Here is a 13811-nt window from a genome sequence, read left to right as displayed (position 1 = left end):
GAATGCGACTGCTATTTCTGGGTGACATGGTCGGTAAGACGGGACGCACGGCGGTCTGGGATCGTCTGCCCGGCCTGGTGTCCGACCTGAAGCTGGACTTCGTCATCGTCAACGGCGAAAACGCCGCCGGCGGCTTCGGCATCACCGAAGACATCTTTTTGGAAACGATCAATGCCGGCGCCGATGTGGTGACAACCGGCAATCACGTCTGGGACCAGAAGGATGCCGTTGCATTCGCGGGCCGCCATGACCAGTTCCTGCGTCCGGCGAACTACCCGCAGGGTACGCCCGGCCGCGGTTCCGGCCTCTTTTATGCGCGCAACGGCGCGCGCGTGCTCGTCGCCAACATCATGGGACGCGTCTTCATGCATCCCGAGCTTGACGATCCCTTCAAGGCGGCAGAAACGATCCTCGCCGCCTGCCCGCTGAAAGAGCAGGCCGACGCCATCATCTTCGATTTTCATGCGGAGGCGACAAGCGAAAAGCAGTGCTTCGGCCATTTCGTCGACGGCCGTGCCAGCTTCGTCGTCGGGACCCATACGCACGTGCCGACCGCCGATACACAGATCCTGAACGGTGGCACTGCCTATATGTCCGATGCCGGAATGTGCGGCGATTACGACTCCTCGCTCGGCATGGACAAGGAAGAGCCGCTGAACCGCTTCATCTCCAAGATGCCGAAGGGCCGCATGGAAGCCGCCACTGGTCCCGCCACCATCTGCGGCGTCGGCGTGGAAATCTCGGACGCGACGGGGCTTGCGGAAAAGATCGCTCCGCTGCGCCTTGGCCCGCGGCTTGCCGAAACGATCCCCGAATTCTGGCGCTAGTGCCTCGCAACACGCAATTGTGAGCTAATCCCGTCTGGACCGCTGTGACAGCATGCCGCATCCTTTCGGCGTCGTGAAAGCGCCGGAGGGGTGGCATGAAGCCGCGTTGTGTTGTCCTCGCTATCGCATGTCTTGCAATTTTCACCGTGCCTAACCTTGCCGCAGCCCAGCAAGATCGAGGGCCGGTCAGCCAGTGCCAGGCAATCGCACAGATTATTCCCGAGGCCACTTTCGCGAGTTTCTCCGGCGTGGCGCCGGTAATCCCTACAGTTACCGAGGGTGAAGATGTCAAGTTCACCTATCTCGGCCATTCAACCTTCGAAATCGAGACTCCGGGCGGCATCGTCATCGCCACGGACTACAATGGTTGGTACAGGCCGGCCGTCACACCCGACGTCGTCACCATGAACAAGGCGCACTCGACGCATTTCACCTTGACGCCGGATCCCGGCATCAAGCACGTGCTGCACGGGTGGAGCGACATCCCCGGCGAAAAAGCCAGGATTAGCCTCGTCGTCGGTGACGCCTATATCCGCAATGTGACGACGGATATCCGTTTCAGCTATGGGTTGGGCGGATCACAGCTGGACGGCAATTCAATCTTCATCTTCGAAATCGCCGGCCTCTGTATCGGCCACCTCGGCCATCTGCATTACGAACTGACCGATACTCACTATACGGAAATCGGCCGGCTCGACGTGGTCATGGTGCCGGTCGATGGTGGTCTGACCATGGGAGCCGACAGCATGAGCCGCGTCATCAAGCGGCTGCGCTCGTCGCTGATCCTGCCGATGCATCGTCGCGGCCCGCCGGTCAATGCCTTCATCTCGATGTTCGGCACGGGATTCGACGTCAATTACGCGCCCGACAACATCATTACAGTTTCGCTGCGCACGCTGCCGAAAAAGCCCCTGATCTACGTGATGAAGGACGTGCAGTAAAAAGGCCCGGATCGTGCTCGGGCCTTCCCCTTATCTCACGCAAATTGGAGATGCCGCTTGATGCCGACGTCAGGCATCTTCTCCTCGTCGAAATTGGCCTTGGCAATTTCCCAGCCGAATTTCAGCTTGCTGCCGGTCGAAACCCAGATCTCGGCATCATCGACATGCATGGACAGCATCGTCAGCTTCGGATCCTTCTTGCCCCCTTCATACCAGGCGGCCACGACCGAGTTCCAGAATTCCTCGATTTTCGCAGGATCGGGACGCACGTCGATGACCCCCGACAGGCAGGCATGATAATCGTGGTTCTTGCCGATGACGCAGAAATGCGCGCGGCTGCCCGGTTTGATCATCTGCACGAGTTCGGCATCTGTCTTGGTATAGAACCAGATCGTATTGGTTGTCGGATCAACGTTGGGTGCCATCGGCTGCATATGCATGTCGACGCCTGAAAGGCCGAGCATGCCGGCGTGGATGTCGTTGATCTGGTCCCAGAGCTGACGTGCCGGTTGTTCACGGGCTTCGCTGAAGCTTGCCATAGCCGTTCCTTTCCTGCTGGCGTTGTCGGTTGAAAACGTCATCTCCCCGGCTTTGTTCCGGCGAGAGCCATACCGGCTACGCGGGAGCGAAGGACTGCTTTTTCCTTGAATATCGCCCTTTCCGATCTTATAAGGCGGCCCATTCCGAACAATGAGACGTGAACAGGGGTGCCATGGCTGGCCATTCACAGTTTAAAAACATCATGCACCGCAAGGGCCGTCAGGATTCCGTGCGGTCGAAAATGTTCTCCAAGCTCGCGCGCGAAATCACCGTTGCCGCCAAGGCCGGCCTGCCCGACCCGACAATGAACGCCCGCCTGCGCCTGGCGATCCAGAACGCCAAGGCCCAGTCGATGCCGAAGGACAATATCGATCGCGCCATCAAGAAGGCATCCGGCGCCGATACCGAGAACTATGACGAAGTCCGTTATGAGGGCTACGGCCCGGGCGGCACGGCGATCATCGTCGAGGCACTGACCGACAACCGCAACCGCACCGCCTCCAACGTTCGCTCGGTCTTCACCAAGGCCGGCGGCGCACTCGGCGAAACCGGGTCGGTTTCCTTCTCCTTCGATCATGTCGGCGAGATCACTTACAAGCTGTCCGCCGGCGATGCCGACAAGGTGATGGAAGCCGCAATCGAAGCCGGCGCCGACGATGTCGAGACGGACGAGGACGGCCATTACATCACGACCGGCTTCGAAGCCCTCGGCGAAGTCGCCAAGGCGCTCGAAGCCTCGCTCGGTGAAGCCGAGACTGTAAAGGCCATCTGGCGCGCCCAGAACAATGTCCCGGTCGATGAAGAAAGGGCCCAGTCACTGCTGAAGCTCATTGACTCGCTGGAAGATGACGATGACGTGCAGAATGTCTACTCGAACTTCGAAGTCTCGGAAGAAGTTCTGGCCAAGCTCTCAGCTTAAAGCCATCCACGATATGGAATCGAAAAACCCGGCCATTCCGCCGGGTTTTTGTTTGCAAGGATGCCCTGGCGTCTAGGCTGCGGCCCGCATGAAATTGCCGAGCCCGGCAAAGAGCTCCACCGATTTCAAACGCGCCTCAACATCATGGATCGGCATGGAGATGATGACCTCATCTGCTTGCGTTTCCTTGAGGAATTCATTGAGCTGGGCCTCTGCCGTGGCTGGCGAGCCGACGACGGCGTAGCGCAATGTGTGTTCTACATTCATCTTTTCCATCGGCGACCAGAAGGCGTCCATGTCTTTGACCGGCCGCGGGAAAGGACCACGCACATTGCGCCTGAGATTGACGAATTGCTGCTGCGCAGAGGTGAAGTGGTACCGCGCTTCCTCGTCCGTCTCGGAAACAGCGCCCATGACGCCGACCATCACATAGGGCTTGTCGAGTTCCGACGAGGGCTGGAACCGGTCGCGATAGATCGCGATGGCATCAAGAAGCATGTCAGGCGCAAAATGCGAAGCAAAGGCGAAAGGGAGGCCTAGCATGGCCGCGAGCTGGGCGCTGTAGAGGCTGGAGCCGAGCAGCCAGATCGGGATGTGTGAATCGTTGCCAGGCACGGCAAGGATCGCCTGGTTTTCGATCGGTGTACCGAGAAGCTGCTGTAGCTCCACGACATCGTTGGGAAAACTGTTTGCACCGGCGTCGAGGTTGCGCCGCAGCGCCTGCGCCGTGCGCATGTCCGTTCCCGGCGCGCGGCCGAGGCCGAGATCAACGCGGCCGGGAAACAAGGCTTCCAGCGTACCGAACTGTTCGGCAATGACGAGCGGCGCATGGTTCGGCAGCATGACGCCGCCTGAACCGATGCGGATGGTCTTCGTCACAGCACCGATCTGCCCGAGAATGACCGAGGTTGCAGCACTCGCGACGCCGGGCATGCCGTGATGTTCGGCCATCCAGAAACGCGTATAGCCGAACTCCTCCGCCTTCTGTGCCATGCGCTTCGACGCCGCAAAGGATTGGCCGATGGTCGTGCCGTCTGCTACGGGGGAAAGATCGAGAATGGAAAAGGGAACCATGGAAACCTGCCGCGCAAAGATGGGGTGCGGTCTATGTAGGTTCGCCGTGGCTCTATTCCAAATCGCAGCGCCAATAAAAGCTTCCGCGAAAACTATCCGTCATTCGCCGAAAGCCGGAGAGAATTTCAGCGCACCTGATGGTGGCGATCCCCTGAAGACGATCCGCTGGACGTAGCGCGTATCAAGATCGCCATAGGTCAACTTTCCATCGCTCTCGAAACCGACACCCCGATAGACTGCAGGATTGCCGATCAGGGCGCAGCCTGTCGCATGACGCTCTCTCAGGAGATCGAGCCCTTTCAGGATCAACTCTCTGCCAATCCCCTGCCGCTGCCGCTCCGGCTTTACCGAAATCGGCCCGAGCCCATACCATCCGTCCTTGATGTCACCGATTGTGATCGGCGAGAAGGCGACGTGGCCGATGATCTGCCCGCCTTCTTCGGCGACGAGAGATAATGTGAGATCACCCGATGCACGAAGATCCCGGATGATTTGCGCTTCGGTATTATTGCTGTAGGGCATCGGTTCGAACGCCACCCAGGTCAGCTCATGAATGGCATCCGCATCCTCGAGTTTTTCAAGCCGGATCAGCATGGTGCGATCAGGCCCGCTTGCGCTGCAGATGCGTGTCGGTGCCGTGCTGCTGATATCCTTCGCCAAGCGTAAAGTTGCCGAGCTGGCGGTCCATCTCCACGGCCTCGGTTGCCAGGCGATGGATTGCAGCCGTTGTCTCCTCGACCATCGCCGCATTCTGCTGGGTCATGGAATCGAGCTCGGAGACCGAACTGTTGATCTGCCGTAGGGTATCGGCCTCTTCACGGGTGGATTCCATGATTTCGTTGATCTGGCCGTCGATGGATTCGACATGACCACCGATGCCCGCGAGCGCAACGCCGGCCCTCTCGACGAGCGCCACACCGCTTTCAACCTCATGCGTGGATTTTTGCAACAGGCTGGAGATTTCTTTGGCAGCGCTCGAAGAGCGTTGCGCCAACTCGCGTACTTCCATGGCGACGACCGCAAAACCCTTGCCGCTTTCGCCGGCGCGTGCCGCCTCGACGCCGGCATTCAGTGCCAGCAGATTGGTCTGGAAGGCGATATCGTCGATGACGGAAATGATGGTGTTGATCTGCCGAGACGACGCCTGGATCGCTTCCATCGCCGCAATCGTCTCGCGCATGATCTGGCTGGAGCCGACTGTCTCCTTTTTGGCGTCGCGCGCGATACGCGCCGCCTGCTCGGCGCGCTCGATCTGCACGCGCACAGACTGTGTGATGGCGCTGATCGCGTTTGCCGTCTCGGTGATCGAGCTTGCCTGACGCTCCGTGCGGCCGGCCAGTTCATCGGCACCGGTGCGCATCTCTTCGGAGCCGGCACGGACGGCCATGGAATTGCCGCCGATCGCCGTCATCGTTTCGTTGAGTGTCGCCAGCGCCTCGTTGAAGTTCACGCGCAGGCTTTCGAGCTCGCTCGGGAAGCGGGTTTCGATCTGGTAGGCGAGATCGCCGCTTGCCAGATGATGAAGCCCCTCGTCGAGTGCCGTGACGACATCCTGCAGACTGCGGGCCTCCGCCTCGCGCTGGGCAAGATTCTGTTGGCGCTCGCTTTCGGCCCGCATGCGCGTTTGCTCGCTCGCAGCTTCGAGCTGGCGGCCTTCGATCAGCGACTGCTTGAAACGAGCAAGCGCTTTCGCCATCGTGCCGATCTCATCCTTGCGGTTCTGGCTGCCAATCTCGACTTCGAGCTTGCCGTCAGCGACTTCGCTGGTCACGCCGGCAAGACGGGCAAGCGGCGAGAACAACAAGTTGGTGATGAGCCCCGTGGCAATAGCCATGACAACGAGAACGCCGATGCCGATCCAGGTCAGCAGCGTGGCGATCTCGATCGAGCCAGCGTTCAATTCGCTGAGCAGCACGCTTTCGACGACGAGGAAACGATCGCCGCGATAGTCGACGCCGCGCACATAGGCGCGTGCTGTTCCATCGGTGCGATCGAAGTCTGCGACTGTCATCGCCGAGCTCGCAAGCGCGTCCTTAATGAAGGTGAACGGCGCGGTATCGAGCGTCGCTAGCCGGCCGGATGCATTGAGACCAACTGCCGAACCGTCAGCCGAAATGATCGCCGCCTGCGCCGTACTGCCTGACACAATGCCCTTCGCGAGGATGCCAGTGACGACATCGTCGCGTACCTTGAAGAGCATCAATCCCTTCGCCTGGCCGAGCTTGACGATCGGCACCGCATAGAAGATCGCCGACTTGCCGCTTCCTGCGTCGACGCGCAGACCGGAGAAGGCCGTCGGCGCAGAATCATCAGTGGCCTTTGCGGTATTCTCGATCGCCCTGGCATAGGCGATACCTGCACCGGTCGACTTCCAGGCATCCGACTTCAGGTTTTCAGCGAAGTCGTCATTCTTCTTGTAAGAATAGAGCACAGTACCATCGAGATCGACGATCAGGAGGTCGCTGAACGCCGTGTCGGCGAGATCGCGCGCCACTTCGCTCTGAGTCTTTTCATGGTTCGAATAATAGAAACCGCTCGGCCCCTCCGGCTTGGTAAGCTTTTCGCGCTGGTCGGCCGGGTTCGGGTTGTTGGTGATAAAGACTTTCTTCAGCTCCCCGCGGGCATCGCCCGAGCTTTTCTCGATCGTCTTCCAGCCGCTCTTCAGGCTGGTGATCGCCATCTGCAGCGCTTCGATGCGCGCAATGGAGGTCGCCTGGTTCTCGAGCTGCACAAGCTGATCCTGCAGCATATCGCCGCGGAAAATCAGTACGCTCTCCTTGGCCTTCAGCGCCTGCTCGTCGGAAACGCGGCTGCTGGCGAAATAGGCGAGGATATTGATCACAGCGACCGAAAGCGTGGTCAGCAGGATGAAGGTGGCTATCACCTTGAAGGACAGGGACTGAAATCTCTGAGCCATGAAAAACGAACCCTTCCGGAACGGCGCCGCCGGCGGGTGTATCGTCGAGATATCACCCGCCGGTTGAGCTGCAAACAGACCATCGGAGGCCTTAAGCTTTGCAAAAGCCGGCCCCTCTCACATTTGATGGATCAGAATTCGTGCATCCGGTTTAATTCGCGGTAAATGCCGCCTGAAAACACGCCATGTTTTCGCTTTGTTCACATATCGATGGCACTTATTCAGCCGTCGCTATAGGGTGAGCCATGCAAAACACGATTCGCATCATCGGTATTGATCCCGGTCTTCGCCGCACCGGATGGGGCATCATCGATACGCTCGGCAGTTCGCTGCGCTTCGTTGCCTCGGGAACCGTCACCTCGGATGGCGACATGGACCTGGCTTCGCGGCTCTGCCAGCTGCATGATGGGCTTGCCGACGTTGTCCATTCCTACAAGCCGGAAGAGGCTGCCGTCGAACAGACCTTCGTCAACAAGGACGCCGTCGCCACGCTGAAGCTCGGCCAGGCACGTGGCATCGCCATGCTGGTGCCGGCCCGTGCCGGTCTGCCGGTGTCGGAATATGCGCCGAACGCCGTGAAGAAGACCGTCATCGGCGTCGGTCACGGCGAGAAGCAGCAGATCCACATGATGCTGAAGATCTTGATGCCGAAGGCCGAATTCAAGGGCAATGACGCCGCCGACGCATTGGCGATTGCGATCTGCCATGCTCATCACCGCGGTGCAAACCGCATGCGCCAGGCGGTCGCCAGCGCTTCTGCAACTCATCCCTGACGGAACAAGATCATGATCGGCAAGCTGAAGGGCATCATAGACGAGATCGGCGATGACTATGTGCTCGTCGATGTGCACGGCGTCTGTTACGTCGCCTTTTGCTCGGCACGCACGCTCTCGAAACTCGGCTCCGTCGGAGAGGCCTGCGTGCTTTTTATCGAGACTTATGTACGTGAAGATCAGTTGAAGCTCTTCGGCTTCCAGACCCAGCTCGAACGCGAATGGTTCAACCTGCTCCAGAGCGTGCAGGGCGTCGGCGCGAAAGTGGCGCTCGCCGTACTTTCGACGCTCACACCATCAGAGCTTGCCAATGCCATCGCCCTGCAGGACAAGACCGCCGTTTCGCGTGCTCAGGGCGTCGGCCCCAAGGTCGCGATCCGCATCGTCACCGAACTCAAGAACAAGGCACCCGCCTTTGCCGGCGAGGCGATCAATATCGGTCTCAAGCAGGAGATCGGCGAAGGCGTGGCCGCAGCCCCCGTTGCCGATGCCGTTTCGGCCCTGACCAATCTTGGCTATTCCCGTGATCAGGCAGCCAATGCGGTTGCCGCCGCCATGAAGACGGCCGGAGAGGATGCCGATAGCGCCAAGCTGATCCGCCTCGGCCTGCGGGAACTCTCCCGCTGATGGCCTCGCGGGGTGTCAATGCGGGCCGCTTGGTGTATGGACTTGAGCAAGCTTCTAACGGAAATACTCAATGACTGATGCCCGCCTGATAGCGCCGGAAAAGCGTGGCGAAGACCTGGATACAACGCTGCGTCCGCAGTCTCTGGACGAGTTTACCGGCCAGGCGGAGGCACGCGCCAATCTCAAGATCTTCATCGAAGCGGCCAAAAACCGCGGCGAAGCGCTGGACCATGTTCTCTTCGTCGGCCCGCCCGGCCTCGGCAAGACGACACTGGCGCAGATCATGGCGAAGGAACTCGGCGTCAATTTCCGCTCGACCTCCGGCCCGGTTATCGCCAAGGCCGGCGACCTCGCCGCATTGCTGACCAATCTCGAAGAGCGTGACGTGCTCTTCATCGACGAAATCCATCGCCTCAACCCTGCGGTCGAGGAAATCCTTTATCCCGCGATGGAAGATTTCCAGCTCGACCTCATCATCGGCGAGGGCCCCGCCGCCCGCTCGGTCAAGATCGACCTGTCGAAATTTACGCTCGTCGCCGCCACCACCCGCCTTGGTCTGCTGACGACACCGCTGCGCGACCGTTTCGGCATACCCGTGCGTCTCTCCTTCTATACGGTGGAGGAGCTGGAACTGATTGTCCGCCGCGGCGCCCGTCTGATGGGCCTTGGCATGACCGATGACGGCGCCCGCGAAATCGCAAGGCGCGCGCGCGGAACACCGCGCATCGCCGGCCGCCTGCTCCGCCGCGTGCGCGACTTTGCCGAAGTCGCAGGGGCCGAAGCCGTCACCCGCGAAATCGCCGATGAGGCACTGACCCGCCTGCTGGTCGACAATATGGGTCTCGACCAGCTCGACAAGCGTTACCTCAACATGATCGCCGTCAATTTCGGCGGCGGCCCGGTCGGCATCGAAACCATCGCGGCCGGTCTCTCCGAGCCGCGTGATGCGATCGAGGACATCATCGAGCCCTACATGATCCAGCAGGGTTTCATACAGCGCACACCGCGTGGCCGCGTTCTGACCGCAATCGCGTGGAAACATCTCGGCATGCAGCCGCCAAAGGACATGGAGGCTGCGCAATTCGGGCTGTTCCGGGAGGACGATTGATTGATCAGCCGGCGCGGCTTTCTCAAACTGATGGGTGGCGGCGTCGCCGGCCTCATGGCACTCGGCGGATATGCATTCGCCTATGAGCCGCTGGCCCGGCCGGCGATTTCCCGCTATACGTTGACCCCGCCAGGATGGACGCCAGGGCTAAAGCTGCGGCTCGTCGCGCTTGCCGATCTCCATGCCTGCGAACCCTGGATGTCTGCCGCCCGCATCGCGTCGATTTGCGCCCATGCTAACGAGCTTGGCGGCGATATCACGCTCCTGCTCGGTGACTACGCGGCTGGCATGAACATGGTGACGCGCTACGTCCATTCCAGTGAGTGGTCGAAGGCGCTGGCTACGCTCAAGGCCCCGCTCGGCGTGCATGCGATCATGGGCAACCACGATTGGTGGGAAGACAGGACCGCGCAGAAGAATGGCGGAGGCGATACGTTCGGACATAGAGCACTGGCCGACGCAGGCATCCCCGTCTACAGCAATCGTGCCGTCAGGCTGGAAAAGGAAGGGCACGCCTTCTGGCTGGCGGGTCTGGAGGATCAACTGGCGCTCCTGCCTGGCAGGAAATGGGGCCGCAGCCGGATGCAGGGGCTCGACGATCTCGACGGAACGCTCGCACAGATTTCCGACAACGCGCCCGTTATCCTGCTGGCCCACGAGCCCGATATATTCCCACGTGTGCCCGAACGGGTATCGCTCACTCTGTCTGGCCACACGCATGGAGGGCAGATCCGTCTTCTCGGCTATTCGCCGGTCGTGCCCTCACGTTACGGCGATCGATATGCCTATGGCCATATTGTGGAGGATGGTCGGAACATCATCGTTTCCGGCGGACTCGGCTGCTCCGTTGCGCCGGTGCGCTTCGGCATTCCGCCGGAGATAGTGGTCATCGACCTCGGATAATATCATGGCCAAGAGAACTGTCGTTCGCCTCAATGCAGGCAGCCAGCGCTTCAACTACCGGATCGCCGGGCTCGGGTTTCGCGATGGACACGTCCTTGTCCATCGCGCCGTTCACGAAGCTTTCTGGACCTTTCCCGGCGGCCGCGCCGAGATCGGAGAAACCTCAGAGGAAACGCTCAAGCGGGAGATGATGGAGGAGCTCGGCGTCGAAGTGACCGTCGGTCGCCTGCTCTGGGCGGTCGAGAATTTCTTCCATTACGAGGGCCGTGACTGGCATGAGCTCGGATTCTACTATCTCATGGAAATCCCGCTGGAATTTCCCTTCCGAACGCATGAGATCATTCATCGGGTGGAGGATGGCGACAATCATCTGGAATTCAAATGGGTGCCCGCAACATTCCAGGGTCTGACCGCGCTCGATATTCCGCCCTATTTCATCGCGGGCGAGATCGAAAACCTGCCCGCCTCGCCTCGTCATCTGGTGTGGCGCGACGGCGATCTCGATGACAAGGATTAGAGCACTTCGTGTTTTCGGAAAGCCGGAAGCGCTTCAAGGAGGAGATGCGATGTCGAGTTTCGACCCCTGCCGCATGTTTCGAAAGCTCGCCTACAACAATGCGCTGGCAAACAGCCGGCTTCTTGCCGCCTGCGCGACCCTTGAACCCGGCGAATTCGAAGCCACGCGCACAAGTTTTTTCCCGTCGATCAAATCGACGCTGAACCATACGCTCACAGTCGACTGGTTCTATGTCGATGGGCTGGAAGGGGGAACCCTCGGCCTTCGCGCCTTCGACATTGAAGAACCCTTCAATGACCTGCCATCGCTCTCCAAAGAGCAGGCGAAGGTCGACCGGCGCCTTGTTGCAATCTGCGAAGGGCTGACACCCGAGAAGCTTGCCTCGACGGTGGAGCTTCAGCGCGACGGACGCGTTCAGCGAGAACGCATGGAGGATGTGCTGAGCCACCTCTTTCAACATCAGACCCACCATCGCGGACAGGTACATGCCATGCTGGCAGGCAGCAGCGTCGCTCCGCCGCAGCTCGACGAATTCATCGTCGACGACGACGCGAGGTTCCGGGGCGGCGAAGTTGCCGCCCTCGGCTGGAGTGAACAGATGCTGATGCGTTAGCCCTTGAGGCGCGCCTTCAGGCCATCGATGATCGTCTTGGTCAGAAGATCGTAATTTTCGTCAAAGTGATGATCGCCAGGCAGTTCGATCACCTCGCCGCCGACATCCTTGACAGCCGGGCAGGCCACATCGTCGTCGTCATCCTTGCCGTAGATGCATTGGACGAGTTTCGGATTGGCGCCCTTGAGATCCTTGATGGGATCGCCGCCGGCCCCTTCTGTCTTCTGACCGAGCCAGCCCATGACGGAAATGACGTAATCGACCTGGTGCGACAGAGACAGAAGCGAAATCTGCGCTACCGCCCTCTTCTCCTCGGGTTTCAGAAGCTGATAAGTGGCTGGCACGATATCCGCGCCGAAGGAATAGCCGATCAGCAGGACGTGCTTGACCTTCCATTGCTTGCGGTAGAATTCGATGATGCGCGAGAGATCGTCGGCCGTTTCCTGCGGTTTACGCTCCGTCCAGAAATAGCGCAGCGAGTCGATGCCGACGACGGGAATACCCTCCTTCTGCAGCATGCCCCCGACTTCCTTGTCGATGTCACGCCAACCGCCGTCGCCGGAATAGATAACGGCCATCGTATCAAGGTTCGGCTTGGCCTCGAGAACCGCAAGTGGCAGGCCGAGCGGATTGTCGAAGGCACCCGAAGCCGTCACCAGATCATCGAGCGTATCGGCAAAGACGGTCTGTGCATCGTCAGTGGAGTCGCGGATTTCGATCGCATCATGCGCCTTTTTCAGATCCTCCACATGAGCGCGGCCATCCTTGTCGGCAGCAGGCGTGAACGTGGCGATGATCGGATCCGGCAGGCTACCATCGGTCAGTCCATAGACGCTGCGATCACCGACGACCTTCTTCTGGGCCGGTGTACAGAGTTCCTTGCTCAACGGAATGCCGGCATGAGGGTCGACGACAAATGTCTGGCCGATCGTTGCATCGGGCGTCTGTGCGGCAATGGCGAGCGCCAGCGCACCACCCTCGCCAATGCCGGCGACGATCGGCAGGTGATAGGGGCTGTTGCCTGCGGCGCGTTGTACCTGCTGGCTAAGCGATTCAATATCGGAAACCGTGTAGATGCAGCCGTCGTTAAGGCTGACGTCGTAGCGGTTCAGCGCTTCCATATAGGACGGGAAATCGACGCCGATGACGACGGAACCCTGCGAAACCAGACGGTCTGCCTCAGTCTTTTCACTGTCACCCCAGCCGGCGGCATCGGAAATCAGAAAGACCGCGCCCTTCACCTCACCCTGCGGCAGGAAGATGTGCGGCGAAGGAATGAGCCCCGTCTCGAAGCTCTGGGTGGTCTCGTCCGCAGCATAAGACGGTGCGGCCGCGAACATGCTGACGCAGGCCGCAGCAAACAGGTATTTTTTCATCATTTTCTCACTACCCCTTTCAATCCGCCGCCAATCAGCAATGTCGCATCCATCAATGCGATCATCGGATTGCCCCCTCCGGACACCGCAAGATAGCGCGGTTGCCAGTGCGGATGAAACTTGGATTTGAAGGCACGAAGCCCCTTGAAGTTGTAGAAGCGCTCGCCGTGTTCGAAGACCGTACCGCCGATACGGTCCCAGACAGGCGCTACCTCCCGTTTCGACATGCCGGAGAGAGGCGCCATGCCAAGGTTAAAATGCGTAAAGCCCTGAGCGCGCAGATACTCCATGATCTGCACGAACAGGAAGTCCATTGCCCCTTTCGGCGCATCGGGCGAGAAGCGCATCAGGTCGATCGTCCCCTCCTCTCTCGCCGTGGTGACCAGGATATTGGCAAAGGCAACGATTCGGCCGTCCTTCTTGAGAACTCCGACCGGTTGAGACATCACATAATCAGGATCGAAGGCACCGAGCGAGAAACCTTTCTCCTTGGCATTGTGGTGCTCGAGCCACGCGTTGGAAACGGCCGACAGATCGTCGATGACGGCAGGGATATCAACGGGCTCAATAACGGCGAATTCCAGCCCGTCGCGCTGGGCGCGGCTTGCGGTCTGGCGCAGGTTCGCCCATTTGCCGCCCTTCATTTCGAAGGTGCGCAGATCAGCGACCGCCAGTT

The 13811-nt window shown here is 60.0% G+C and carries 15 protein-coding genes; 9 read left to right on the top strand and 6 right to left on the bottom strand.

The annotated features are described in order from the left end of the window. Positions 1-2 precede the first annotated feature (2 nt). Both FHX06_RS34305 and FHX06_RS34300 read left to right on the top strand, forming a co-directional pair. Positions 3-827: a TIGR00282 family metallophosphoesterase gene (locus FHX06_RS34305; protein WP_113295384.1), complete on the top strand. Its 825-nt coding sequence runs from the start codon at positions 3-5 to the stop codon at positions 825-827. A gap of 95 nt (positions 828-922) precedes the next feature. Further along, complete coding sequence (locus FHX06_RS34300; protein WP_183882528.1) at positions 923-1768, top strand: MBL fold metallo-hydrolase; 846 nt, start codon at positions 923-925, stop codon at positions 1766-1768. A 35-nt stretch (positions 1769-1803) separates the two neighbouring features. Here FHX06_RS34300 and FHX06_RS34295 read toward each other — a convergent pair whose 3' ends face one another. Further along, entirely contained in the window at positions 1804-2307 is a 504-nt protein-coding gene (locus FHX06_RS34295; RefSeq protein WP_112546080.1) for a pyridoxamine 5'-phosphate oxidase family protein, read from the bottom strand. Positions 2308-2480: 173 nt separating this feature from the next. On the opposite strand from FHX06_RS34295, the gene FHX06_RS34290 reads away from it, so the two are divergent. Further along, entirely contained in the window at positions 2481-3227 is a 747-nt protein-coding gene (locus FHX06_RS34290) for a YebC/PmpR family DNA-binding transcriptional regulator (protein WP_112546081.1), read from the top strand. 72 nt (positions 3228-3299) lie between these two features. Here the strand turns inward: FHX06_RS34290 and FHX06_RS34285 are convergent, their stop codons facing one another. The 3 genes from FHX06_RS34285 to FHX06_RS34275 form a co-directional block, all read right to left on the bottom strand. Beyond that, positions 3300-4301: an LLM class flavin-dependent oxidoreductase gene (locus FHX06_RS34285; protein WP_183882525.1), complete on the bottom strand. Its 1002-nt coding sequence runs from the start codon at positions 4299-4301 to the stop codon at positions 3300-3302. 99 nt (positions 4302-4400) lie between these two features. Next, positions 4401-4895, bottom strand: a complete 495-nt coding sequence (locus FHX06_RS34280; RefSeq protein ID WP_183882523.1) for a GNAT family N-acetyltransferase — start codon at positions 4893-4895, stop codon at positions 4401-4403. Between the two features lie 7 nt (positions 4896-4902). Next, entirely contained in the window at positions 4903-7218 is a 2316-nt protein-coding gene (locus tag FHX06_RS34275) for a methyl-accepting chemotaxis protein (RefSeq protein ID WP_183882521.1), read from the bottom strand. A gap of 245 nt (positions 7219-7463) precedes the next feature. On the opposite strand from FHX06_RS34275, the gene ruvC reads away from it, so the two are divergent. The 6 genes from ruvC (at position 7464) to FHX06_RS34245 (ending at position 11759) form a co-directional block, all read left to right on the top strand. After that, complete coding sequence (gene ruvC / locus FHX06_RS34270; protein ID WP_183882519.1) at positions 7464-7991, top strand: crossover junction endodeoxyribonuclease RuvC; 528 nt, start codon at positions 7464-7466, stop codon at positions 7989-7991. Between the two features lie 12 nt (positions 7992-8003). Continuing rightward, positions 8004-8618, top strand: a complete 615-nt coding sequence (ruvA, locus tag FHX06_RS34265) for a Holliday junction branch migration protein RuvA (protein WP_183882517.1) — start codon at positions 8004-8006, stop codon at positions 8616-8618. A 70-nt stretch (positions 8619-8688) separates the two neighbouring features. Further along, the gene (ruvB, locus tag FHX06_RS34260; RefSeq protein WP_112546086.1) at positions 8689-9726 is read left to right on the top strand and encodes a Holliday junction branch migration DNA helicase RuvB; all 1038 of its coding nucleotides are present in this window, start codon (positions 8689-8691) and stop codon (positions 9724-9726) included. Beyond that, positions 9727-10629 (top strand): metallophosphoesterase, encoded by a 903-nt coding sequence (locus FHX06_RS34255; protein WP_183882515.1) that lies wholly within the window; start codon positions 9727-9729, stop codon positions 10627-10629. 4 nt (positions 10630-10633) lie between these two features. Further along, the gene (locus FHX06_RS34250) at positions 10634-11146 is read left to right on the top strand and encodes an NUDIX hydrolase (RefSeq protein ID WP_183882513.1); all 513 of its coding nucleotides are present in this window, start codon (positions 10634-10636) and stop codon (positions 11144-11146) included. A 49-nt stretch (positions 11147-11195) separates the two neighbouring features. Beyond that, the gene (locus FHX06_RS34245) at positions 11196-11759 is read left to right on the top strand and encodes a DinB family protein (RefSeq protein WP_112546089.1); all 564 of its coding nucleotides are present in this window, start codon (positions 11196-11198) and stop codon (positions 11757-11759) included. Here FHX06_RS34245 and FHX06_RS34240 read toward each other — a convergent pair. Further along, entirely contained in the window at positions 11756-13138 is a 1383-nt protein-coding gene (locus FHX06_RS34240) for a virulence factor family protein (RefSeq protein ID WP_112972052.1), read from the bottom strand. The two genes, FHX06_RS34245 and FHX06_RS34240, sit on opposite strands and share 4 nt — an antisense overlap. Next, positions 13135-13811: phosphatidylglycerol lysyltransferase domain-containing protein (locus tag FHX06_RS34235; protein ID WP_183882511.1), on the bottom strand; the 677-nt coding region annotated here is incomplete at its 5' end. The genes FHX06_RS34240 and FHX06_RS34235, both read right to left, overlap by 4 nt.

Origin of the sequence: Rhizobium sp. BK512 (genome assembly GCF_014194915.1) — a bacterium.
Lineage (GTDB): Bacteria > Pseudomonadota > Alphaproteobacteria > Rhizobiales > Rhizobiaceae > Rhizobium.
This window is presented reverse-complemented; position numbering and strand designations above follow the sequence as displayed.

Excerpts from the sequence above, each read along its gene's own strand:
- FHX06_RS34300 (WP_183882528.1), top strand. The coding sequence starts at position 923 with ATGAAGCCGCGTTGTGTTGTCCTCGCTATCGCATGTCTTGCAATTTTC.
- FHX06_RS34285 (WP_183882525.1), bottom strand. The coding sequence starts at position 4,301 with ATGGTTCCCTTTTCCATTCTCGATCTTTCCCCCGTAGCAGACGGCACG.
- FHX06_RS34275 (WP_183882521.1), bottom strand. The coding sequence starts at position 7,218 with ATGGCTCAGAGATTTCAGTCCCTGTCCTTCAAGGTGATAGCCACCTTC.
- ruvC (WP_183882519.1), top strand. The coding sequence starts at position 7,464 with ATGCAAAACACGATTCGCATCATCGGTATTGATCCCGGTCTTCGCCGC.
- FHX06_RS34245 (WP_112546089.1), top strand. The coding sequence starts at position 11,196 with ATGTCGAGTTTCGACCCCTGCCGCATGTTTCGAAAGCTCGCCTACAAC.
- ruvA (WP_183882517.1), top strand. The coding sequence starts at position 8,004 with ATGATCGGCAAGCTGAAGGGCATCATAGACGAGATCGGCGATGACTAT.
- ruvB (WP_112546086.1), top strand. The coding sequence starts at position 8,689 with ATGACTGATGCCCGCCTGATAGCGCCGGAAAAGCGTGGCGAAGACCTG.
- FHX06_RS34240 (WP_112972052.1), bottom strand. The coding sequence starts at position 13,138 with ATGATGAAAAAATACCTGTTTGCTGCGGCCTGCGTCAGCATGTTCGCG.
- FHX06_RS34250 (WP_183882513.1), top strand. The coding sequence starts at position 10,634 with ATGGCCAAGAGAACTGTCGTTCGCCTCAATGCAGGCAGCCAGCGCTTC.
- FHX06_RS34295 (WP_112546080.1), bottom strand. The coding sequence starts at position 2,307 with ATGGCAAGCTTCAGCGAAGCCCGTGAACAACCGGCACGTCAGCTCTGG.
- FHX06_RS34280 (WP_183882523.1), bottom strand. The coding sequence starts at position 4,895 with ATGCTGATCCGGCTTGAAAAACTCGAGGATGCGGATGCCATTCATGAG.
- FHX06_RS34305 (WP_113295384.1), top strand. The coding sequence starts at position 3 with ATGCGACTGCTATTTCTGGGTGACATGGTCGGTAAGACGGGACGCACG.
- FHX06_RS34290 (WP_112546081.1), top strand. The coding sequence starts at position 2,481 with ATGGCTGGCCATTCACAGTTTAAAAACATCATGCACCGCAAGGGCCGT.